Raw genomic sequence first — 22,773 nt, 5'->3', positions numbered from 1 at the left:
TTGACGGGTACCTTCCTTAATTTCAGAACTCATGAACATCCTTATTGGCCAAGCCGCCAGGCCACATCTCGCATCACATTTCGTGCCGCCGGGCTCACCCCTGCCAACTGGAAAAAACCGTGGATAACGCCGAGATAGCGTTGGCAAGAGCACTCCACGCCTTGCTCCAGGAACCGTTGATACAGGGCTTCACCCTCATCTCGCAGTGGGTCGAATTCGGCAGTAATGATGTGCGTGGGCGGTAAACCGTTGAAGTCTTTGCGCCAGAGTGGGCTGACTTCGGGATGTAATGGATCGGTTTTCGGCATATACATTTCGTAGCCCGAAAGCAGTGTATCGCGGGTGATAATGTAATCCCGTCCATTATGGTCATAGCTCGCAAAGCTGGCAGTTGCGTCCAGCATCGGGTAGATCAGCATAAGCTGTGCAGGTTGCCATTGCCTGGCAGCTTTCAGGCGTAGTGCGGTGACCAGCGCCAGGTGTCCACCTGCGCTGTCGCCAGCAAGCGTAATGTTGTCCCGGTCTACTCCCAGTTTCTGGGCATACTTCCAGATGATATTGGCCCCGGTTTCAGCATCGTTATGTGCTGCCGGGAAGGTATGCTCTGGTGCGAGGCGATACTGCACCGCAATGACCCGACAGCCGCTGTACCAGGCGAGTTGCCTTAGCTGGTTATCATGTGTGGCAAATCCACCGCTGACAAAGCAACCGCCGTGATAATAGATAACGCAGGGGAGATTTCCCGTGCTGCCCCGCGGCGAAATAACGCGAAATGCCATGGCGTCGAGTTCAATATCTTCAACCTGTACGCGGGTTTCAGTTTCTCCGGCCAGCGCCGTACTGGCAATATAGGCCGCTCTCCGGTCATCAATATTCTGCTCACGGGAAGAAGGGCGTCCCGCCGCGATAAATGCCTCAACTAACTGCGCAATCCCGCTTTCCAGTGCCATTTTTAAATACTCTGATCTGTATGGATATACAGGTTTATAACCTGGATTACTAAGAATGAAAATGGGAAAAATAGGGATGGGTATGATTTTGGAAAGCGGCTCGCAAAAGTAAAAATCGTTCGCGTGGAGGCTATTTTCTTGCTTTTTTCAGGTGTATGTTGTGTGGAAATTAATCGCTGATGATATACTGGAGGTATATATGAGTATGATGGCTGGGATGGATATGGGCAGAATTTTACTCGATTTATCAGATGAAGTGATTAAACGTCTTGATGATCTCAAGGTGCAGCGCAACCTGCCGCGAGCAGAACTTTTACGGGAGGCCGTTGAACAGTATCTTGAGAGGCAGGATCAGGCTGAAACCACAATTTCACGTGCTCTTGGGCTGTGGCAAGGCTGTGAGGAAGATGGTGTTGAATACCAGCGTAAACTCCGTGAGGAATGGTAATGGTCAAAGGATCCGCGCTTTTTGATACCAACATCCTCATCGATCTGTTTAGTGGGAGAAATGAAGCAAAACTAGCGATAGAAACATGGCCGCCGCAGAATGCAATCAGCCTCATTACATGGATGGAGGTGATGGTGGGTGCAAAAAAATACCATCAGGAAGCCCGTACTCGTGTTGCGCTAGGTGCTTTTAACGTGATCGGCGTTTCACAGGATATTGCTGAACGAAGCGTGAGTATCAGACAGGAATATGGGATGAAATTGCCGGATGCCATTATTTTGGCAACAGCACAGATTCATCGTCTTACGCTGGTTACGCGAAATACTAAGGATTTTGCAGGCCTATCCGGTGTGGTCACACCGTATACATTATAACCCGGGCGACTTACGCCGCCCGGTAGTGCGAAGAACTTACTCCCCTTCACCCGGGAACAGGAACGGGTTGATGGAGCTGCGGGCAAAGCCCTCTTGCTCCATATGCGCGTCCAGCATCAGTGAGGCGAGATCGTCGGCCACGGCTTCGACTTTCGGGTCTTTTTCCTGATAGAGAATCTTCAGGTAAGTCCCGCAGTCGCCGCAGCTTTCAGCTTTGATTGCCGCCTGTTCGTTATCCAGTGACCAGTAGTTCAAATCACGGCTCTGTTCGCAGTTGCTGCACTTCACGCGCACCACGTGCCACTCGGTTTCGCACAGGTTGCAGTGCAGATAACGCAGACCCTGGGTGGTACCGATTTGCACCATGCTGGAGACCGGCATTGAACCACACACCGGGCAGTACTGACGCTGTTCACCGTATTCCGCACGGGCTTTGCCGGGGATCAGGCTTGCCATCTGCGCCCAGTAGAGCGACAGGGCAGCCCAAATGAACGGTGCTTTGTCGCTGCTGACGGAGGCAAAATCAGAGGCAAACAGCGCGCTGGCCATTAGCTCCAGTTCTTGCTCTGAGGCTTTTTCCAGATTCTCGATCACCGCTAACGCGGGACCGCTCATCTCTGGCTTCAGCTCAGCAATCAACGACTGCAGCAGCTTTTGCCAGTGCTTGTCGCGTGGCAGGACGTGGATATCCAGCGGCGGTTTGCCCTGATCGTTCGCTTCTTTGATGCGCGCGGTCAGATCCATCTGCAGCGGATGGTCGTACAGCACCACTTCCTGCGCGTGGGCGATCAGCGCGGCAAAGCGCAGGTAGTCGCCCAGCGGGTTGTTCTCGGCCAGCTCGCGCAGGCGCTCAGCGCGGCGGTTATACAAATTTTTGAGTCTGGGGAATAATAACGGCGGAATCATATCCGCCGTGCGTTTCTCGCTCTTCTCCAGCTCATCTTGCGGGATTATGCGAATACTCATTCAGATGACTTTTCCTGTTTCTGGCGGACTTCACGGTACCAGCGCGGGTGATGTTTCTTCGCCCATGAGCTGGTAACCCATCCTTCCACCATCGCGGTAATGGTGCCTTTCACCCAAAGGGCGGCGTAAATGTGCACCATGATAACCACAATTAGCGCTACTGCGGCAAATGAATGCAGCATTAACGCGAATCGGATCACCGGGATTGAGAAAGCAGGTGCAAAATACGGACGCCAGATGACCACTCCGCTCACCAGCAACAGGACCAGGAAGATAATCGCCGCCCAGAATACGCATTTCTGGCCGAAGTTATAACGTCCCGTGTCACCTACTTCCTCGTTGACGACAATCTTACGAATATTCTTCGCCCAAAAGATATCATCCCGATTGATTAGATTGTGGTGCCAGTAACGGAAAAACATGATGATAAACGAGGCAAACATGATCACGCCGACAAACGGGTGCACAATTCGCGCCAGTTGCGGAGTGCCCATGATGTGCATCAGCCAGTTAAAAGACGGGAAGAGAAAGCCCATCCCGCTCACTGCCGCCAGAATGAAGCAGAAGGCGGTGATCCAGTGGTTGATGCGTTCCGGCGCCGTGTAGCGCACGATGGTGTCACGTCGTTTCATTTGCGCACCTCGTCTTTTTCTTCATGCAGGTTGTCTTCTTCCTCTTCCGCGCGGTTCGGGCCTACACCGACGTAGTGGAAGATACTGGCCGCAAATGTCGCTGCGAAGCCGACGGCTGCGAGAGGTTTCCAGATGCCTTTCCAGAATTTCACGGTGGCGCTGATTTCCGGGTTCTCCGGCAGGCCGTGATACAGACTCGGCTTGTCAGCATGGTGCAATACGTACATGACGTGCGTACCACCAACGCCTGCCGGATCGTACAGACCCGCGTTTTCGTAACCACGCGTTTTCAGCTCCGCCACACGCTCGCCTGCCAGCGTTTTCATCGACTCTTTAGTACCGAAATGAATCGCGCCGGTTGGGCAGGTTTTCACGCAGGCCGGTTCTTGCCCGACCACGACACGGTCAACGCACAGCGTACATTTGTAGACGCGGTTGTCTTCCGGGTTGAGGCGCGGCACGTCGAACGGACAGCCTGCGATACAGTAGCCACAGCCGATACACTGCTCGGACTGGAAGTCGACGATACCGTTGGCGTACTGAATGATTGCGCCTTCAGCCGGACACGCCTTCAGGCAGCCCGGATCGGCACAGTGCATACAGCCATCCTTGCGGATAAGCCACTCCAGTTTGTCGTTCTGTTCCACTTCCGAGAAGCGCATTACCGTCCAGGATTTAGCAGTCAAATCAGCTGGGTTGTCGTACACCCCAACGTTGTTGCCCACTTCATCACGGATGTCGTTCCATTCAGAACACGCCACCTGACACGCTTTACAGCCGATACAGGTGGTGACGTCGATAAGCTTCGCCACCTCTTCCTGATGGTCCCGCGCCTGAGGCGCGGGGGTGAAACCGTTAGTGGCGGAACGACGAATGATGTCTTGCGATTGATAAGCCATAGGTCGTCTCCGTTACACCTTTTCCACGTTCACGAGGAAGGACTTAAATTCCGGCGTCTGCGTGTTCGCATCACCGACGAATGGCGTTAACGTGTTAGCGATAAAGCCTTTTTTCGCCACACCTTCGTAGCCCCAGTGAATCGGAATACCGATGGTGTCGATATCCTGACCGTTGGCCTTCAGCGTGCGAATACGTTTAGTCACCACTGCTTTGGCTTTAATGTAGCCGCGGTTAGAGGAGACTTTGACGGTATCGCCATGAGAGATACCGAGCTTATTCGCCAGCTTCTCGCCAATTTCCACAAACTGTTCCGGCTGTGCGATGGCATTGAGCAGCGCATGCTTGGTCCAGTAGTGGAAGTGCTCGGTCAGACGATAGGTCGTACCGACGTACGGGAATTTATCTGCTTTACCCAGTGCTTCCGCGTCACCTTTAAAGATGCGCGCGGCAGGGTTAGAGATAACGTTCGGGTGCAGCGGGTTAGTCCCCAGCGGCGTTTCAAACGGCTCGTAGTGTTCCGGGAACGGACCTTCCGCCATCTTATCGATAGCAAACAGGCGTCCCATTCCTTCCGGCTGCATGATGAACGGACCAACGTTGCTGCCAGGTGCGGCGGCGCTGTAGTCCGGAATATCCATCCCGCTCCATTTCGCCCCATCCCATTTCAGGATCTGACGTTTTGGATCCCACGGATTCCCCTGCGGATCAGCGGAAGCGCGGTTATACAGAATGCGTCGGTTGAGCGGCCACGCCCATGCCCAGCCCAGCGTGTTGCCAAGGCCTGATGGGTCGGCGTTATCGCGACGTGCCATCTGGTTGCCTTCCGGCGTCCAGCTACCGGCAAAAATCCAGCAGCCGCTGGAAGTGGTGCCGTCGTCACGCAGTTGGGCGAACGAGCTAAGCTGTTGGCCTTTCTTAACGATAACTGCACCTGTTGCCGGGTCGATAATGTCGGCCAACGCTTTACCGTTGCTCTCCATCGCCACTTCTTCCGAAGCCGGTTCGTGTGGTGTGGAGTAGTTCCAGGTCATGCTCAGCACCTGTTCCGGGTTCGCGCCACCCTGCTCGGCATACATCTTGCGCATGCGCAGGAAGATACCGGCGAGGATTTCACCATCGGTAACGGCAATCCCCGGGGCATCCGCGCCTTTCCAGTGCCACTGCAACCAGCGACCGGAGTTAACGATAGAACCGTTCTCTTCGGCGAAGCAGGTGGACGGCAGACGGAATACTTCGGTCTGGATTTTCGACGGATCCACATCGTTCGACTCACCGTGGTTCTGCCAGAAGGTAGACGTTTCGGTGTTGAGCGGGTCGATGGTGACCAGGAATTTCAGTTTGGACAGTGAAGCCACGACCTTGTTTTTATTTGGGAATGACGCGACCGGGTTAAAGCCCTGGCAGATATAGCCATTCACTTTGCCCTGGTTCATCATCTCGAAGTACTGCAGCACGTCGTACCCTTTATCCCACTTCGGCAGCAAGTCGAAGCCCCAGCTGTTTTCCGCTGTCGCCTTATCGCCAAAGAAGGCTTTCATCATCGAAACGAAGAATTTCGGGTAGTTACCCCAGTAGTTCACCTGACCTTCCAGCAACGGTTTTGGCGTGTTGGCGGCAAGGTAGGTTTGCAGGTCAGTCTGTTTTTCGCTCGGCAGCGTCATATAGCCAGGCAGGCTTTGTGACAGCAGGCCTAAGTCGGTCAGACCCTGAATGTTGGAGTGACCGCGCAGGGCGTTAACACCGCCGCCGGCCATCCCCATGTTGCCAAGCAGCAACTGGATCATCGCCATGGTACGGATGTTCTGCGCACCTACGGAGTGTTGTGTCCAGCCAAGGGCGTACAGGAACGACGCGGTTTTATCTTTGGCACTGGTTTCTGCGATGTACTCACAGACCTTCAGGAAGTCAGCCTTTGGCGTACCGCAGATATTTTCTACAACGTCCGGCGTGTAGCGGGAGACGTGCTGTTTCAGCAGGTTCCACACGCAGCGCGGGTGTTGCAGGGTGACATCGCGTTTGGCGAAGCCTTTTTCATCCAGCTCGTAGTTCCAGCTGGTTTTGTCATACTTGCGTTTGTCCGCGTCGTAGCCAGTGAACAGGCCATCTTCGAAACCGTAATCCTCACGCACGATAAGGCTGGCGTTGGTATAGGCTTCAGTGTATTCGCGGTTGAATTTTTCGTTGTTCAGCAGGTACAGCAAGACGCCTGACAGGAAAGCAATGTCAGTACCGGAACGAATCGGCGCATAGAAATCAGCCACCGCTGCGGTTCGCGTAAAGCGCGGATCGATCACAATCAGCTTCGCGCCGTTGTGAATTTTAGCTTCCATCGCCCAGCGGAATCCGACCGGGTGGGCTTCAGCGGCGTTACCGCCCATCACCACAACGAGGTTGGCGTTTTTAATGTCGACCCAGTGGTTGGTCATCGCACCGCGACCAAATGTTGGAGCAAGACTTGCTACCGTTGGTCCGTGTCAGACGCGTGCCTGGTTGTCGACCGCGAGCATACCGAGCGCGCGGGAGAATTTTTGCGTTAAATAGCCGGTTTCGTTACTGGAAGCGGAAGCACACAGCATCCCAGTGGAAAGCCAGCGGTTAACGGTTACGCCTTCGGCGTTTTGTGCAACGTAGTTTGCGTCGCGGTCTTCTTTCATCAGCTTAGCGATGCGGTCAAATGCCTCATCCCAGCTAATCTGTTGCCACTTATCAGAGCCTGGTGCGCGGTATTCCGGGAATTTCAGGCGACTTTCGGAGTGGATGAAGTCCACAAGTCCTGCCCCTTTCGGGCACAACGCGCCACGGTTCACCGGGTGATCCGGGTCCCCTTCGATATGGAAGATGGATGCTTTGGCGTTTTTTGCTCCGTCACCGAGACTGTACATTAACAGTCCACAGCCAACGGAACAGTAAGTGCAGGTGTTACGGGTTTCGCGGGTACGCAGCAGTTTATATTGCCGTGTTTCCGCGAGCGCTACGCCGGGTGCAAAACCCAGTGCCGCTGCCGTGGTGCCTGCCATACCGCCAGCGCAGATCTTAAAGAACTGCCTTCTGCTGACCTGCATGGTTTGCTCCTTTTTCGACATTGTCACGTTCCCTTCACTTTTCCGTTACTCGAGCGTGAGGGAAGTGGTTGTTATTTTTCTTTGCGGACGGGACCGCAAAGGTCCAGAATTGGGTGAATTTCCCTCCGTCCAGGAGGGATTTGTAAAGAATACCACAATGTTGGTATGCGTGTTCCAATATGGTTAAAAGAAAGTGAATAAGATTATTCGAGAAAACATCAAAAATGTGACGACTTTGACAGGATCGCGCCAGTTGACCCTCTGGAAACGCGAGGATTTGCAACATCCTCAGCCGGATGTCGTCGCTGAAGAAGTACCGGTTGCGCTGGTTTACAACGGGATTTCGCACGTGGTGATGATGGCGTCACCGAAAGATCTTGAGCACTTTGCGATGGGCTTTTCACTTTCTGAAGGCATTATTGAGCGCCCACAGGATATCTACGCAATGGAAGTGGTTCCTTCCTGTAACGGATTAGAAGTGCAGGTTGAGCTGTCCAGTCGCCGATTTATGGGGCTGAAGGAACGTCGTCGCGCGCTGGCCGGTCGCACCGGTTGCGGCGTTTGTGGCGTGGAGCAGCTCAATGACATTGGCAAGCCAGTCCAGCCGCTGCCGTTTACCCAGACATTCGATCTGGCGAGTCTCGATCACGCTTTACGACATCTCAATGATTTTCAACCCGTGGGGCAACTGACAGGCTGCACGCACGCGGCTGCCTGGGTACAGCCGTCAGGTCATCTGGCGGGCGGGCATGAAGATGTTGGGCGTCATGTTGCGCTGGATAAACTGCTGGGGCGACGCGCAATCGAAGGCGAAACCTGGCAACAGGGTGCGGTATTAGTCTCCAGCCGCGCCAGCTACGAGATGGTGCAGAAGTCGGCGATGTGCGGCGTGGAGATCCTGTTTGCTGTTTCTGCGGCGACAACGCTGGCGGTAGAAGTTGCCGAGCGCTGCAACCTGACGCTGGTGGGCTTTTGCAAACCGGGCAGGGCGACGATTTATACACACCCCGAGCGTCTGATAGCTGAATAACAAGCATTCAATTATTTTGAATAAGACTGGCAAATCCTTCCGCTTTTAGTTGTGCGATGTGAGGGCTATTATTTATCACATCAAGGCACGGTGCCTTACTCAAACAACTAAGTTAAAGGGTTTATATCATGAAAAGCATCAAAACTTTTGTCGCAGTTATCGCTCTGGCTACTTCTTTCGGTTCTTTCGCTGCTCAGACAGTTACCGCAACCGGTTCTACGCTGGAAAGTGCTGAAGCAAAAATTGCCGTCCAGGCTGAACGTGCAGGCGCCAGCGATTATAAAATCACTCAGGCTTACACCGGCAACCGCGTGCACATGACTGCTGAACTGCTGAAATAAGATACCTCAGTACTGTCGAAAGAGCGCCCTTGAGGCGCTTTTTTAGTTTATGCCCGCTATACGCAGCAATGCGGTCACCACCGCGGCGGCAACGATCACCACGATTAGCGGCAGCTTGCGCCAGGCGAGAAATACCGCGAAGCCAACCCCAAGAACCCGCGCCATACCGGCAAAGTGTTCGCCTTCGTAAAAGGTGGTCGCCAGCGCAACGGAGAACAGTAATACCGTTGCGGCGTCGGAAAGCAACGCCTGCGAGCGTTCCGAGAACGCTAAACGACTCCCAAGCTTCGCTCCGCCTAAACGCATTAAATAGGTTCCCAGAGATAAGATGGCGATACCGACGATAAACAGCGTCATGTTGCCCATTATTTTTTCCTCGTCAGTAAGCCAAACAGTGAGAGCAAAACCGGTAAACCGACCGGCGCAAAGGGGATGGCGGCAAGCGACAACCCGGCACCGCTACAGGCGCGAATCAGCGTGGTGCGGTTTTTAAAGGCCGGAACCACTAAGGCCAATAAAATTGCAGGGAAGACGGCATCCAGACCGATGGTTTCCGGGGCGGGGAGCAGTTTGCCGACGCCCGCGCCGATCAGTGTGCCAACAGGCCAGAAAATAGCGACGCCCAGACCGCACAGCCAATAGGCTGCTTTACGTTGTTCGGGTGTTTTTTGCGACAGGCCGAATACTACGCTTTCGTCGTTCATGATATGACAGCCGAGGAAACTCGCAGCCCGGGAGCCCACAAGATCGCGCACCGTGACGCCAAACGGGATGTGTCGGGCGTTGACCAGTAAACCGGCAGCCGCAGCCGCCAGTGGGTTACCGCCGCTGGCGACGATGCCGATAAACATAAACTCGGATGCACCCGCCAGCACGGTAATAGAGAGCACAAACGGTACCCACAGCGGGAAGCCGTAGGCCATTGCCAGCGAGCCGTATGACATGCCGACTACGCCGACGGCCAGACAGACTAAAAATATTGCTTTTATTGTGTCGCCTTTGAGACTGGAAAAATAATGTTTCATACCATTTTAGCCATATCGAACGAATTTCCATTATAATGAACGCGACCAGTTAATATTACAAGTCGAACGATTCGTTCGATATAAAGAACATGGAGTCGTGAATGACCCAGCCCATCAGTATGATCGCGAAAAGCCTGGTGCGTGAACGTCAGCGCACCGGTTTGTCATTGGCAGAGATTGCCCGTCGCGCAGGGATTGCAAAATCGACACTCTCGCAATTGGAAGCGGGCAATGGCAATCCTAGCCTGGAAACGCTCTGGTCGCTGTGTGTGGCGTTGGATATTCCCTTTGCGCGCCTGCTGGAGCCGCAGGAACAAAAAACGCAGGTGATTCGCCGCGGCGAAGGAACAAAAGTTGTGGCTGAGCAGGCCCACTATCAGGCCATTTTACTGGCCGCCTGCCCACCGGGGGCACGGCGGGATATCTATCTGCTGCTGACGCAGCCGGGTGCGGATCGGATTTCACAGCCGCATCCGCCGGGATCGGTTGAACACATCATCGTGACGCAGGGTAAGGCGATGGTGGGATTGACGGAAGCACCGGAGGAGTTAGGCGAGGGCGACTATATTTGTTACCCCGCTGACCAGGCGCATATCTTTAAAGCGCTGGAGCCTGACACCCAGGCGATTCTGGTTTCTGAGCAGAACTAGCTGTTATGTTGCGTTGTGCCGGATGCGGCGCGTTAGCGCCATATCCGGCCTACAAGACTACTGCAAATAAAACACTTCTTTTAGCTCTGCGCTGACCGGACTGTTGTCTGGGTTGGTCGGCATTACGTCGCGCATATGCTTCCACCAACGTTGGCAAACGTCGGTGCTGGCAACGGCATTCCAGCGTTCTTCGGACTCAATCTCAACGGTGGCGAACAGCAGATTGCGTGTCTGATCGAGATAAATCGCGTAGTGATGGGCGCCGTGTGCTTTCAGCACTGTTTCCAGTTCTGGCCAGATGGGGTTATGACGACGCTGGTACTCAACGTGCGCGTCGGCATTCACCTGCATTATAAAGGCCTTGCGAATCATAACGCCTCCAGATACAGCTCGCGGACCTCGTCGCGGCTGGCGGTGCGCGGGTTGCACGGCGCACACGGATCGGCCAACGCTTTATCCAGCCAGCCCTCAATATCCTCTTTCGTCACGCCAAGTGAACTAAAGCCCGCAGGAATACCGACACGCTTGCTGAGTGCACGAATCGCGTTGATGGCCTCCATACTTGCCGCTTCATCGCTCATGTCACGGGTATCGACGCCCATCGCCTGCGCTACGCGGGCAAAGCGCGCCACGGCGTTTGGACGGTTAAAGTTTTCGATTACCGGCAGCAGGATGGCGTTGCAGACGCCGTGTGGCAGATTATGGGTTGCGCCCGGCTGGTGCGCCAGCGCATGCACCAGACCGAGACCAGCGCTGTTAAAGGCCATCCCCGCCAGATACTGACCAAACGCCATTTGCTCACGAGCGTCGAGATTATGACCGTCGTCGACCGCTTTTGGTAGCCACAGGTTGATCAGGCGAATCGCTTCCAGCGCGTTAGCGTCGGTGAGCGGATGCGCACCAACGGAAACATAGGCTTCCACCGCGTGGGTTAAGGCGTCCATACCGGTTGCGGCGGTGACGGATGCCGGGATGTCCAGCATGACGCTGGCGTCATCCACGGCGATATCCGGGATGATATTCGGGTCGATGATCACCTCTTTGACCTTACGGGCAGAGTCGATAATGACAGCGTTGCTGGTCATCTCTGCTGCCGTACCGGCGGTGGTATTGATGGCGACCAGCGGTACACCCGCATTTTTCACTTTGCCTACGCCGGAGTAAGCAGTAGAAGGGCCGGGGTTGGCGGTCAGGATCTTCACCGCTTTAGCCGTATCGATCGGGCTACCGCCACCGAAGGCAATAATGTAGTCACATTTGGCGTCCTGATACGCCGCGAAACCTTTCTGCACCAGCTCTTCCGTCGGGTTTGGAAACACCTCATCAAACAGCTGGTAAGACATCTGATGTTCATCCAGCGCGGCAAACAGGCTATCCAGCAGGCCCAGCTTTACCAGTTGACCATCGGTGACGATCAGCGCTTTGCCCCATTGTTTATTCGCCACGAGGTTCGCCATATCGGCAATCGCGCCGGCGCCATGCAGGCTAATTTTTGGCAGTGCCAACATAAAGCTCATCACTATTCTCCTTAAAAAAATTCCCTGGTGCCCGATGGCGCTACGCTTATCGGGCCTACGGTGAAATGCGCACCGTCATGTAGGCCGAATAAGGCGAAGCTGCATCCGGCGTTGAGTGGGGAGGTATCAGTACAGCTCTATGGCGCTGGCCAGCGGCGTCACGCCGAAGCGTTTGCCAAGTGCGATCAGCTCTTCACGCGTAATGGTCTGCTTCATACCGCCCATCGAATAGATTTTGACTAAAACTTCAGCGGATTTCTCTGCGGTATCGATCAAACCGAACGCTTCATCGAGGGTGGGTCCACTGCCGAACACGCCGTGGAATGGCCACAGTACCAGCGAGTGTTTCTGCATTTCCTCGGCGGTCGCCTGACCAATTTCATCTGTACCTGGCACCATCCACGGCAGAATGCCAACGCCATCCGGGAACACCACCAGGCACTCGGTGCTGCCTTCCCACAGCTTGCGGGTAATCAGCGCGGTGTTGTTTTCCAGCACGTAGGTCAGAGCGATCAGGTTGGTGGCATGGCAGTGCATGATCACGCGGTCTTTACCGTTCGTCGCTTTAATGCGTTCGCAGTGAGAGAGGAAGTGAGCCGGCAGTTCAGAGGTCGGTACGGCCTCGTGAGTCAGGCCCCAGAGGATGTGGTAGCCCGCACCGTCGCTGTCGATTTTTACCACGCCCAAATTGGCTGCTGGATCGAGCTGGACGTTGCGGAAAAATTTCCCCGAACCGGTGACGATAAACGGCGTATTCGCCAGCAGCGGCATCGGCTGACTCAGCGCGATATAGCGTGGTTTTTCGTGGAAATCGGCGCTAAATGGCGCGATATCTGCTTCATCAAGACGCAGCGTCAGGTTACCGCCGTTACGCTCGTCCCAGCCTTTCAGCCACGCATCAGAAGTGGCTTTGATCATCCCCTGGACGAACCAGGAAGTAGTAATGTTTTGCATGTTCGGTGTTCCTGTTTATTGCCCGAACGTTATCGGGTCTTACGTAGGCCGGATAAGCGAAGCACCATCCGGCAATCGTGTTTCATTCATTGCCGGATGGCGACGCGGGGCGTCTTATCCGGCCTACAAGCCTGGCGTCACGGTTAGCTACGTTTGCTCAAAATCTCTTTTTCATAAGTGCGCACGCTGTCCAGCCACTGGCTGCCCGCAGGCGTGTCGTGACGCTGGCAATACATCTCCCAGACGGCCTGCCACGGCAGCGATTTTTGCTCTTCCAGCAGGGCCAGGCGTGCGGTGTAGTCGCCGCTGGCTTCGAGCTGGCGCAGTTGCTCGGTCGGTTCTAACAGCGCGCGCAGCAGGGCTTTTTTCATATTGCGGGTACCGATCACCCACGCGGCGATGCGGTTAATGGAGGCGTCGAAGAAGTCGAGGCCGATGTGTACGCGGTCAAACAGGTTGTGGCGCACGATCTCGCTGGCAATCGCCTGCGTTTCATCATCTAGCAGCACCACGTGATCGCTGTCCCAACGCACTGGGCGGCTGACATGCAGCAGCAGGCGCGGCACGTACAGCATGGCGGCGGAGATTTTGTCGGAAATCACTTCGGTCGGATGGAAGTGACCCGCATCCAGACACAGCGCCGTCTGGCGACTGGTGGCGTAACCCATGTAGAACTCGTTAGAGCCCACGGTGTAGCTTTCCGCACCGATGCCAAACAGCTTGCTTTCGACGGCATCGATATGGTGCGCCGGGTCTAGTTTCTCGCTGATCACTTCGTCCAGCGCATCCAGCAGACGCTGGCGCGGCGCTAAACGATCAACGGTGATATCTTTCATGCCATCCGGGATCCAGATGTTCATCACTGATGGCGTACCCAACTGCTCGCCAAAATACGCCGAGACGCGACGGCTGGCTTTGCAGTGATCGATCCAGAACTGGCGAATGGTGTCATCGGCGTGGGCCAGCGTGAAACCGTCAGCGCTCAGCGGGTGTGAGAAGCAGGATGGGTTGAAATCCAGTCCTAACTGATTCGCTTTCGCCCACTCCACCCAGTTTTTAAAGTGCTCAGGTTTGATTTGATCGCGGGCAACCGGCGTATCAGATTCCAGATAGATCGCGTGCAAATTCAGACGTTTTGGACCCGGAATCAGGCTCAGCGCCTGCTCCAGATCGGCCCGCAGTTCGGTGGCGTTACGCGCTTTACCCGGATAGTTACCGGTAGCCTGAATACCGCCAGTGAGCGAACCTTCCGGATTTTCGAAACCGGCGACATCATCGCCCTGCCAGCAGTGCATGGAGACCGGCAGACGATCGAGCTGGCGTAAGGCCGCCTCGACATCAATGCCTACCGCGGCGAAACGCAGTTTTGCCAGTTCCCAGGCTTGTTCAAGTTGAGTGGTCATGCGCAAAGCTCCTTTGTCTGTCGTAGTGATTGAAACTGCGCCTGGTAGCGGGCAATTTCACTTTCAGGATTGGGAATGAAGGTGGTCAGTTCGTAGTTGGCGCGCACCACCTGACGGAAATCATCAACGTTGTTCAGCTCGTCCAGCGTCATCAGCTGGATGCCAATATTGCCGAGCGTGGAGGCCTCAATTGGCCCGGACATCACGCGAATACCACAGGCATCCGCGCACAACTGGTTCAGCAAGGCGTTCTGGCAACCGCCACCGACAATGTGCAGTTGGCTAAATTCTGCACCACGCAGTTGTGCCAGCTCTTGCAGGATGTCGGCGTACAGCAACGCCAGGCTGTCGAAGATACAGCGCGCCAGTTCGGCGTTTTGCAGGGGGACGGGTTGGCCTGATTCACGGCATGCTGCCTGAATTTCTGCACTCATATCGTCGGGGTTGATAAAGCGATCGTCGTTCGGGTTTATCAGGAATTGACAGGCCGGCAGCGCTTGCGTTTGGCTGATAAGCGTTGGCAGATCGGAAATCTGGCGCTCTTTTAATACGCGCTGGAGCAGCCACAGCCCCATAATATTTTTCAGGACACGGTAGCGCCCTTCCGCGCCGCCTTCGTTGGTGATATTCGCCGCCAGTGCCGCATCGTTGGTATAAGGCGTTCTGCTCTCAAAGCCCATCAGCGACCAGGTCCCGGAAGAGAGATAGGCGCTGTTTTTGTCGGCCAGCGGAGAAGCAATGACCGCGCTGGCCGTGTCGTGACTGGCGACGGCTACGACCGGAATTTGATTTTTCTGCGGGCAAATCCAGTGACCAATTACGTTCCCCGGATGCGTCGGACGACCAAACCAGGCTTTGTCTGCTCCGGTCCACGCCAGCAGAGTGTCATCCCAGTCGTCGGTATTGATATTGACTAACTGGGTGGTGGTGGCATTGGTGTATTCCCAGTTCATTTTGCCGGTCAGGCGAAAGCTGAAGTAGTCGGGGATCAGCAGGGCATGGGCCACCTGCGGGAGCAGTTCTGGCTGTTGTTCAACCAGCGCACGCAACTGATACAGGGTGTTAAAGGGCAGAAACTGAATGCCGCTACGGCGGTAAATTTCACCTTTACCCGGCTGCGCCATCGCTTGCGCCATAATGCCGGTCGTGCGGCTGTCACGGTAAGAGACCGGCAGACCGACACGTCGACCGACGTTATCGATCAGAACGTAATCCACGCCCCAGGTATCAATTCCGATGCTGTCTATCCGAATGCCTTCATCGCAGACTTTTTTCAGGCCAAGACGAATATCGTTTTCCAGGCTGTCGATGTCCCAGGTGTCAAAACCGTCTGTTTTTTGCAGGCAGTTCACGAAGCGGTGGATTTCACGCAGCGTCAGGGTGCGGTGTTCACTGTCGTAACGCGCCAGCATTACGCGCCCACTGGATGCGCCGAGATCGACTGCGACACAATGGCGAAAAGTCATAGCGAGGTCCTTCTGAGTTTTATTGCACTCAGTCTAAGAACCCCAGATAACGCGTACCTTCTTGACAGTGACAGCCACAATTAGCGGCTGGCAACATGGCAAAGGTGAACGTGATGCTGTTCACAATTTCTATTAATAGGGTCGGTTTTAGCGGATGTGACGTCTTCCGCAATTCCCGATCTTTCCCGCCATTTCTTGAAGAATTGACCGTGTTTACGCACTTTGGCGTCAAAAATTTAAGGTGAGGGTGATAACCCTTAATTACTATTCAGCCATGTTCATTTGATCGGGAAGGATGTCATCATGACGATATTGCATTGCGTGGATTTTTTTCCGACAGGTAAAGCGCCAGTGGCTATTGAACCGCGGCTTCCTCAACCTGCGTTTCCAGAACATCATCATGATTTTCATGAAATTGTGGTGGTCGAACATGGAACGGGGATCCATGTGTTCAACGGACAGCCTTACACCATCAGCGGCGGTACGGTGTGTTTCGTTCGCGATCATGACCGGCATTTATATGAACATACTGACAATCTGTGCCTGACCAATGTGTTGTATCGCTCCCCGGATGCGTTTCAATTTCTGGCTGGGCTGAATCAGCTTTTACCTCAGGAACAGAATGGGCAGTATCCTTCGCACTGGCGGGTGAATCAGGGTGTGTTGCAGCAGGTTCGACAACTGGTGGGGCAGATGGAAGCGCTCGGTGAGGGGATGGATACACCAACGGCGGCAAATCGCGAGATCCTGTTTATGCAGTTGCTGGTGCTGCTGCGTAAAAGCAGCCTGATGGAAGCAGCGACCGATAACGACGCGCGGCTTAACCTCCTGATGGCGTGGCTGGAAGATAACTTTGCCGACGAGGTATGTTGGGAGGCGCTGGCCGAGAAGTTTTCCCTCTCTTTGCGTACTCTGCATCGCCAGCTCAAACAGCAAACCGGATTGACGCCGCAGCGCTACCTTAACCGCTTGCGGCTGATCAAGGCTCGGCATCTGCTTCGTCACAGTGATGATAGCGTGACAGACATCGCTTATCTCTGCGGATTCGGCGACAGTAACCACTTTTCGACGCTTTTTCGCCGTGAGTTCAAGTGGTCGCCACGCGATATTCGTCAGGGGCGCGATCTCGTTGTGGCAAGCAGCCTCCAGTAACGCGAAAGCTATCAACGTTTTTTATCGCCGAATCTCAGATAATCATGTTCCTTAACGCCGGATGGCGGCTACGCCTTATCCGGCCTACAGATTACGTGACACGTAGCCGCCACCCGGCAGGGAATATTGTGATGGCGAACCATCTGGTCCTTCTGAAATCAGACTTTTTTGCGCATGAACAGCAGGCTGTCGCCGTAGCCGATCGTTATCCGCAGGATGTCTTTGCTGAGCATACCCATGAGTTTTGCGAGCTGGTTCTGGTCTGGCGCGGTAATGGCCTGCATGTCCTTAACGATCGCCCGTACCGGATAACCCGTGGCGATCTGTTTTACATTCGCGCCGAAGATAAACACTCCTACACTTCCGTTAACGACCTTGTGCTACAAAATATCATCTACTGCCCGGAGCGGTTGACGCTGAATGTTGACTGGCAAGGGGCGATCCCCGGATTTGATGGTGCGCCGAGGCACCCGCACTGGCGACTCGGTAGCGTTGGCATGAGCCAGGTCAGACAGGTGATAAGCCAGCTTGAGCATGAAAGTAATCAACGGGATGCGCAGGCTTTTACCATGGCTGAGCTGCTGTTCGGGCAACTGGTGACCCACCTTAAACGGCATCGTTATGCAACGGATACGCTCCCGGCGACGTCGAGCGAAACGCTGCTGGATAAACTGATCACCGCGTTAGCCGGTAGCCATGAGCATGCGTTCGAACTGAATAAGTTTTGTGAGCGCGAACGGTGCAGCGAGCGCGTTTTGCGCCAGCAGTTTCGCAGCCAGACCGGCATGACCATCAACCAGTATCTCCGCCAGGTGCGGGTTTGCCATGCGCAGTATCTGCTCAAACATAGTCGGTTGATGATTAGTGAGATTTCCATGCGCTGCGGCTTTGAGGACAGTAACTACTTTTCGGTGGTGTTCACGCGCGAAACCGGGATGACGCCCAGCCAGTGGCGTCATCTCAGCAACCAACATGATTAACTGGCCATTCCCAGACCAACAATGTTTGCCGCGACAATGATCACCACGCAGCCAAGGCTTAGCACACTGACCGGACGGCGACCTGCGTTTTTCCACTCTTTCAGCACCAGCCCGACAATCCCGCCGCACAGAACATAGAAGCTCATGTGCAGCATCCAGCTTACATAATCATATTGAGCCGGAATACGCGCGTGGCCCCAGGCGTAGAAGAAGAATTGCAAATACCACATCAGGCCACCAAGCGCAGACAGCAGCACGTTGGTGATAATCAGTGGCTTGGCTAACGAGAAGTCGGCTTTTATCGACAAGTTTTTCACTTTTGCCAGACGAATGAAGCAAAAGCCCAGGTTGACTAACGCGCCGCCGCCCATGATAACCACGTAGCTGGGCAGGGCGACATACAATGGATCGACACCCAGCGCGGCGGCGGCATCGTGCATTGGTTTAGCGGCGTTCATCGCAAATGACATCCCGGCGGAGAAAATGCCGCACATGACCGCCAGAACCAGCCCTTTTTTCAGGTTGAACTCTTCCGCTTTGATGCCCATTTTGCGTTCTTTTAACTGACCGGCCCGAGTCACAATACCGACGCCAATCAGCGCGACCAGTACGCCAAGCAGTGTCATGCGTCCGCCGGAAGTATTGATCAGCACATCAAAGTTGCCGTTGATAATTGGGGTCATCAGCGTGCCGACAATCAACGTAATCCCAATTGCAATGCCGATCCCCATCGACATACCGAGATAGCGCATGGTCAGACCATAGTTGATATTGCCAATCCCCCACATCGCGCCGAACAGAAACACCGGCGCCAGCGTAGAGAGGCTGAAAGAGCTGAAGTAGGCCCAGAAATTGGGAAGCAACATGGCGCTAATGGTCCATGGCAGGATAAGCCAAGAGACGATCCCGCCAACCGACCACATCGTTTCCCATGACCAATGTTTGACTTGTTTGAACGGGGCATAGAAACAGGCGGCACTGGCTGCGCCTATCAAATGCCAAAAGATACCCATCGTAATCGCGTTACTCATGACTTAATCCTCGTTATTTTTTATCGTCGGTAATGACCCCTCCGACCAAACGAGTTTAAAAATTACGCAGGGTGTTAACCTTTTAACGATTGCCGCCATTTTGCGCATGTTGGCAATCATCACGTTAACTGGGTGATTCGGTTCACATCTTTAGCAATCAACATGCGCTATTAAAACCTTGTAAAAAGTACGGCATTGATAATCATTTTCAATATCATTTAATTAACTATAATGACCCAACTGCTTACGCGGCGTTAACACAGGCCGCCCGACAATACTGGAGATGATTATGAGTTATACACTGCCATCCCTGCCGTACGCTTATGATGCCCTTGAACCGCACTTCGATAAGCAGACGATGGAAATCCACCATACCAAACACCACCAGGCTTACGTAAACAACGCGAACGCTGCGCTGGAAAGCCTGCCAGAATTCGCCAGCCTGTCCGCTGAAGAGCTGATCACCAAACTGGATCAACTGCCAGCAGACAAGAAAACCGTACTGCGTAACAACGCGGGCGGTCACGCTAACCACAGCCTGTTCTGGAAAGGCCTGAAAACCGGTACTACGCTGCAGGGTGACCTGAAAGCGGCTATCGAACGTGACTTTGGCTCCGTTGACAACTTCAAAGCTGAATTTGAAAAAGCAGCGGCAACCCGCTTTGGCTCCGGCTGGGCGTGGCTGGTGCTGAAAGGTGACAAACTGGCTGTTGTTTCCACCGCCAACCAGGATTCCCCGCTGATGGGTGAAGCTATCTCTGGCGCTTCCGGTTTCCCAATCGTGGGCCTGGATGTTTGGGAACACGCTTACTACCTGAAATTCCAGAACCGTCGCCCGGACTACATCAAAGAGTTCTGGAACGTCGTGAACTGGGACGAAGCTGCCGCGCGTTTCGCAGCAAAAAAATAAATTCTATGCTTTAACGAAGCCCTGCAAGCGATGCTTGTGGGGTTTTTTTGTGATCAAACTCAATATAAAAACAATGATCCACTTAAATTGAAACAAGGTTTTATTATGCGAGTGGGATCACTTTTATAGTCTCTATGAATGTCTATCTTCTTTTCATCAAGACGGGCGCATCTCAAAGCAAGATGCAATCGCCCATAAAAATTGCCCCATTTTTATGTCTACAGGTGATGGAAATGCAGATCAAACGTACGATAGAGAAAATCCCAGGCGGTATGATGCTGGTGCCGCTTTTCCTGGGCGCGTTGTGTCACACCTTTTCCCCCGGCGCCGGGAAATACTTCGGCTCCTTTACCAACGGTATGATCACCGGTACGGTACCTATCCTGGCGGTCTGGTTCTTTTGCATGGGGGCGTCGATCAAGCTAAGCGCCACCGGCACCGTGCTGCGTAAATCAGGTACGTTAGTCATAACCAAGATTCTGGTGGCGTGGGTGGTTGCAGCGATTGCCTCACGCATTCTGCCGGAACATGGCGTAGAGGTCGGATTCTTCGCTGGGTTGTCTACGCTGGCGCTGGTGGCCGCGATGGATATGACCAACGGCGGGTTGTATGCCTCGATTATGCAGCAGTACGGCACCAAAGAAGAGGCTGGGGCGTTTGTCCTGATGTCGCTGGAGTCTGGCCCGCTGATGACCATGGTGATTCTGGGAACTGCCGGGATCGCGTCGTTTGAACCGCACGTATTTGTTGGCGCAGTATTGCCGTTCCTGATTGGTTTTGCGCTGGGTAATCTGGATCCTGAGCTGCGGGAATTCTTCAGTAAGGCCGTGCAGACGCTGATCCCGTTCTTTGCCTTCGCATTAGGTAACACCATTGATTTGAGCGTGATTGCTCAGACCGGCGTGCTGGGTATTCTGCTGGGCGTGGCAGTGATTATCATCACTGGTATTCCATTGATTATCGCCGATAAACTGATTGGTGGTGGCGATGGTACGGCGGGGATTGCGGCTTCCAGTTCTGCGGGGGCGGCGGTTGCTACGCCAGTGCTGATTGCTGAAATGGTTCCGGCATTTAAACCGATGGCACCGGCAGCAACTTCCCTGGTCGCCACGTCGGTGATTGTGACCTCCATTCTGGTGCCGATTATCACGTCTATCTGGTCGAAAAGGGCCAAAGCAAAGGCGGCAGAAATTGATCTTCGTGGCACCGTGAAGTAAGTCTCTTAAGCCGGATGGTCTGCACCATCCGGCCTAATTATTTACCCTTTGACGACAAACACCTCATCGATTGTTCTACACTCACTCTCGTTCAACTCTCCACCGGCATTACGTGACACGCCGGAGCAATAGCCAAACTTACGCGATACCACGGTTTTGATGGTGGTGACAAAATCTTCGCCGATGGCATAGATGGACATGTAGGTGCCAATCTGGTCCTGAATATCGCGAAGCGCTGCCAGGTCGCCCTGCTTAAACGCTTCCCGCGCGCTGACAAACAGTTCCGGCATGACGTTGTTCAACCCTGAAATAATCCCTGCGCCACCTGCCAACAGGTTGGGAATATAGTATTCGTCGTAGCCGGACAGCACGGCAAAATCCTCCCGCACGGCGCGGGTAGTCTGAATCATACTGCGAGTATGAGACTGGCAGTCGACGGTGTCTTTGATACCAGCGAAATTCGGGAACTCAGCGGCGAGGGAGGCAACCAGCTCGGGGGTTAAATCGCAGCCGGTGCGTGCCGGGAAGTTATAGGCAAACCATTTGCCGCTGAGTTTCTGCCCCAACTGGCGGAAGTAACTCAGCAGCTGTTTCGCCGTTTGTCCGTAGTAGTAGGGCGGCAGGATCATCACGGCATCGTAACCTGAGCGATACGCTTCCTGCGCCATCAACAATACATCATTCTGGCAGGTGGATGAGACGTTGGCGACCATCTTCAGCGAGCTCATGGCGCGGGCCTCGCGGATCAGCAGCAGCCTTTCTTCGAGCGTAAAGGAAGCAAATTCCCCGATGCTACCCATCAGCAAAATCACATCGATTTTGGCCTCGGTAAGGCGTTTGAGATGCTGGCTTAGACCGTTGAGATCGATCTTACCGTCATTGTCCATTGGCGTAATGGAAGGACACCAGACGCCAGCAAATTGCGATTGACCAGTCACGTTGTCGACTCCTTATTTGAAATGATGTTTCAAAACCAGCTTACATTGATAGCATGTGTCCCTAAGTTTCATGTGAACCGTGCTCTCATTTTGAGCGACTGGGGTAAAATAAATGTGGTGTAATGGGGGAAATTTATCGGGAGAGGGAACAGATGCGATATCCGGTCGATGTTTTTACGGGCAAAGTTCGGGACTACACGGGAAGCCGTCCCAGCGCGATTGCTAAAGTCCAGATTGACGGTGAGCTGATGCTGACCGAACTGGGGCTGACGGGAGATGAACAGGCGGAAGCGAAAATTCATGGCGGGCCGGATCGCGCGCTGTGTCACTATCCGCGTGAACACTATCAGCACTGGAGACAAGCGTTTCCGGAGCAGGCGGAGCTATTTGTCGCGCCCGCGTTTGGTGAGAACCTCTCTACTGAGGGGCTGACTGAAGAGAATGTGTATATTGGTGACATTTTCCAGTGGGGAGAGGCGTTGATTCAGGTCACGCAGCCGCGCTCGCCGTGCTTTAAGTTGAATTTCCATTTTGGCATCAGCGATATGGCCTGCCAGATGCAGGATGCAGGTAAGACGGGCTGGCTGTGCAGCGTCGTCGCGGCAGGGCTGGTATCTGCAGACGCGCCGTTGATCCTGGCGTCACGCGTGAGCGACGTCAGCGTGCGGGAGGCAATTGCTATCGCCTGGCATATGCCGTTTGATGATTCGCAATATCACCGTTTACTGTCGGCTGCCGGGTTATCAAAAAGTTGGACCAGAACGATGCAAAATCGTCGTTTAAGCGGCAAGATCGAAGACAATTCCCGCCGTTTGTGGGGGAAATAA

General features: G+C 54.2%; 24 protein-coding genes. 10 read left to right on the top strand and 14 right to left on the bottom strand.

Annotated elements, in window-relative coordinates; genetic code table 11:
• Positions 1 to 41: 41 nt before the first annotated feature.
• The gene (locus OGV98_RS19185) at positions 42 to 950 is read right to left on the bottom strand and encodes an alpha/beta hydrolase (protein ID WP_032950680.1); all 909 of its coding nucleotides are present in this window, start codon (positions 948 to 950) and stop codon (positions 42 to 44) included.
• A 205-nt stretch (positions 951 to 1,155) separates the two neighbouring features.
• Here OGV98_RS19185 and OGV98_RS19180 point away from each other — a divergent pair, with 205 nt between their 5' ends.
• Both OGV98_RS19180 and OGV98_RS19175 read left to right on the top strand, forming a co-directional pair.
• Positions 1,156 to 1,398, top strand: a complete 243-nt coding sequence (locus OGV98_RS19180; protein ID WP_043018956.1) for a ribbon-helix-helix domain-containing protein — start codon at positions 1,156 to 1,158, stop codon at positions 1,396 to 1,398.
• Positions 1,398 to 1,772 (top strand): type II toxin-antitoxin system VapC family toxin, encoded by a 375-nt coding sequence (locus OGV98_RS19175; RefSeq protein WP_003028682.1) that lies wholly within the window; start codon positions 1,398 to 1,400, stop codon positions 1,770 to 1,772. Before OGV98_RS19180 ends, OGV98_RS19175 begins: the two co-directional genes overlap by 1 nt.
• Positions 1,773 to 1,808: 36 nt before the next feature.
• Here OGV98_RS19175 and fdhE read toward each other — a convergent pair whose 3' ends face one another.
• The 4 genes from fdhE to fdnG are packed head-to-tail and all read right to left on the bottom strand — an operon-like array spanning position 1,809 to position 7,332.
• Positions 1,809 to 2,738, bottom strand: coding sequence for a formate dehydrogenase accessory protein FdhE (gene fdhE / locus OGV98_RS19170; protein ID WP_003028685.1), 930 nt, complete (start codon positions 2,736 to 2,738; stop codon positions 1,809 to 1,811).
• Positions 2,735 to 3,370, bottom strand: coding sequence for a formate dehydrogenase cytochrome b556 subunit (fdoI, locus tag OGV98_RS19165; RefSeq protein WP_003028686.1), 636 nt, complete (start codon positions 3,368 to 3,370; stop codon positions 2,735 to 2,737). The genes fdhE and fdoI overlap by 4 nt, the downstream gene beginning before the upstream one ends.
• Positions 3,367 to 4,269, bottom strand: coding sequence for a formate dehydrogenase O subunit beta (fdoH, locus tag OGV98_RS19160; RefSeq protein WP_016155183.1), 903 nt, complete (start codon positions 4,267 to 4,269; stop codon positions 3,367 to 3,369). The genes fdoI and fdoH overlap by 4 nt, the downstream gene beginning before the upstream one ends.
• 12 nt (positions 4,270 to 4,281) lie before the next feature.
• Positions 4,282 to 7,332 (bottom strand): formate dehydrogenase-N subunit alpha, encoded by a 3,051-nt coding sequence (gene fdnG, locus OGV98_RS19155; protein ID WP_085952512.1) that lies wholly within the window; start codon positions 7,330 to 7,332, stop codon positions 4,282 to 4,284.
• Positions 7,333 to 7,525: 193 nt separating this feature from the next.
• Here fdnG and fdhD point away from each other — a divergent pair, with 193 nt between their 5' ends.
• Both fdhD and OGV98_RS19145 read left to right on the top strand, forming a co-directional pair.
• Positions 7,526 to 8,362 (top strand): formate dehydrogenase accessory sulfurtransferase FdhD, encoded by an 837-nt coding sequence (gene fdhD, locus OGV98_RS19150; RefSeq protein ID WP_200018960.1) that lies wholly within the window; start codon positions 7,526 to 7,528, stop codon positions 8,360 to 8,362.
• Between the two features lie 128 nt (positions 8,363 to 8,490).
• Positions 8,491 to 8,703, top strand: coding sequence for a YdgH/BhsA/McbA-like domain containing protein (locus tag OGV98_RS19145; RefSeq protein WP_181509817.1), 213 nt, complete (start codon positions 8,491 to 8,493; stop codon positions 8,701 to 8,703).
• A gap of 42 nt (positions 8,704 to 8,745) precedes the next feature.
• Here OGV98_RS19145 and OGV98_RS19140 read toward each other — a convergent pair whose 3' ends face one another.
• Positions 8,746 to 9,069 carry an AzlD domain-containing protein gene (locus OGV98_RS19140; RefSeq protein ID WP_003840456.1) on the bottom strand — a complete coding sequence of 108 codons (324 nt, stop codon included), beginning with the start codon at positions 9,067 to 9,069 and terminating at the stop codon, positions 8,746 to 8,748.
• Entirely contained in the window at positions 9,069 to 9,728 is a 660-nt protein-coding gene (locus OGV98_RS19135) for an AzlC family ABC transporter permease (RefSeq protein ID WP_003028720.1), read from the bottom strand. Before OGV98_RS19135 ends, OGV98_RS19140 begins: the two co-directional genes overlap by 1 nt.
• Before the next feature lie 101 nt (positions 9,729 to 9,829).
• On the opposite strand from OGV98_RS19135, the gene OGV98_RS19130 reads away from it, so the two are divergent.
• Positions 9,830 to 10,378, top strand: coding sequence for a helix-turn-helix domain-containing protein (locus tag OGV98_RS19130; RefSeq protein WP_003028726.1), 549 nt, complete (start codon positions 9,830 to 9,832; stop codon positions 10,376 to 10,378).
• A gap of 57 nt (positions 10,379 to 10,435) precedes the next feature.
• Here the strand turns inward: OGV98_RS19130 and rhaM are convergent, their stop codons facing one another.
• From rhaM to rhaB, 5 genes are all read right to left on the bottom strand, one after another.
• On the bottom strand, positions 10,436 to 10,750 hold the full coding sequence (gene rhaM / locus OGV98_RS19125; RefSeq protein WP_048234209.1) for an L-rhamnose mutarotase: 315 nt from the start codon (positions 10,748 to 10,750) through the stop codon (positions 10,436 to 10,438).
• A complete protein-coding gene (gene fucO / locus OGV98_RS19120) occupies positions 10,747 to 11,895 on the bottom strand; it encodes a lactaldehyde reductase (protein WP_044701831.1) in 1,149 nt (382 codons plus the stop codon). Before fucO ends, rhaM begins: the two co-directional genes overlap by 4 nt.
• Positions 11,896 to 12,021: 126 nt before the next feature.
• On the bottom strand, positions 12,022 to 12,849 hold the full coding sequence (gene rhaD, locus OGV98_RS19115; protein WP_003847879.1) for a rhamnulose-1-phosphate aldolase: 828 nt from the start codon (positions 12,847 to 12,849) through the stop codon (positions 12,022 to 12,024).
• Between the two features lie 143 nt (positions 12,850 to 12,992).
• Complete coding sequence (gene rhaA / locus OGV98_RS19110; RefSeq protein WP_003028731.1) at positions 12,993 to 14,252, bottom strand: L-rhamnose isomerase; 1,260 nt, start codon at positions 14,250 to 14,252, stop codon at positions 12,993 to 12,995.
• Entirely contained in the window at positions 14,249 to 15,718 is a 1,470-nt protein-coding gene (rhaB, locus tag OGV98_RS19105; RefSeq protein ID WP_202580883.1) for a rhamnulokinase, read from the bottom strand. Before rhaB ends, rhaA begins: the two co-directional genes overlap by 4 nt.
• 303 nt (positions 15,719 to 16,021) lie before the next feature.
• Between rhaB and rhaS the strand changes: the two genes are divergently transcribed.
• Both rhaS and rhaR read left to right on the top strand, forming a co-directional pair.
• On the top strand, positions 16,022 to 16,870 hold the full coding sequence (gene rhaS, locus OGV98_RS19100) for an HTH-type transcriptional activator RhaS (RefSeq protein WP_003840473.1): 849 nt from the start codon (positions 16,022 to 16,024) through the stop codon (positions 16,868 to 16,870).
• Between the two features lie 131 nt (positions 16,871 to 17,001).
• Positions 17,002 to 17,850 (top strand): HTH-type transcriptional activator RhaR, encoded by an 849-nt coding sequence (gene rhaR, locus OGV98_RS19095; protein WP_003847872.1) that lies wholly within the window; start codon positions 17,002 to 17,004, stop codon positions 17,848 to 17,850.
• Here rhaR and rhaT read toward each other — a convergent pair.
• Entirely contained in the window at positions 17,847 to 18,881 is a 1,035-nt protein-coding gene (gene rhaT / locus OGV98_RS19090; RefSeq protein ID WP_003840477.1) for an L-rhamnose/proton symporter RhaT, read from the bottom strand. The genes rhaR and rhaT overlap by 4 nt on opposite strands.
• A 289-nt stretch (positions 18,882 to 19,170) precedes the next feature.
• On the opposite strand from rhaT, the gene sodA reads away from it, so the two are divergent.
• Together sodA and kdgT are read left to right on the top strand one after the other, a co-directional pair.
• Positions 19,171 to 19,791, top strand: coding sequence for a superoxide dismutase [Mn] (sodA, locus tag OGV98_RS19085; protein WP_003840480.1), 621 nt, complete (start codon positions 19,171 to 19,173; stop codon positions 19,789 to 19,791).
• 233 nt (positions 19,792 to 20,024) lie between these two features.
• The gene (kdgT, locus tag OGV98_RS19080; protein WP_136346032.1) at positions 20,025 to 21,008 is read left to right on the top strand and encodes a 2-keto-3-deoxygluconate transporter; all 984 of its coding nucleotides are present in this window, start codon (positions 20,025 to 20,027) and stop codon (positions 21,006 to 21,008) included.
• A 41-nt stretch (positions 21,009 to 21,049) separates the two neighbouring features.
• Here kdgT and OGV98_RS19075 read toward each other — a convergent pair whose 3' ends face one another.
• A complete protein-coding gene (locus OGV98_RS19075; RefSeq protein ID WP_048234205.1) occupies positions 21,050 to 21,946 on the bottom strand; it encodes a dihydrodipicolinate synthase family protein in 897 nt (298 codons plus the stop codon).
• A 152-nt stretch (positions 21,947 to 22,098) separates the two neighbouring features.
• Between OGV98_RS19075 and yiiM the strand changes: the two genes are divergently transcribed.
• Entirely contained in the window at positions 22,099 to 22,773 is a 675-nt protein-coding gene (yiiM, locus tag OGV98_RS19070) for a 6-hydroxyaminopurine reductase (RefSeq protein WP_003847867.1), read from the top strand.

Source organism: Citrobacter sp. Cf136, from assembly GCF_030333815.1.
Classification (GTDB): domain Bacteria; phylum Pseudomonadota; class Gammaproteobacteria; order Enterobacterales; family Enterobacteriaceae; genus Citrobacter; species Citrobacter freundii.
The sequence above is the reverse complement of the archived record's forward strand: the minus strand, read 5'-3'. Positions and strand labels throughout refer to the sequence as shown.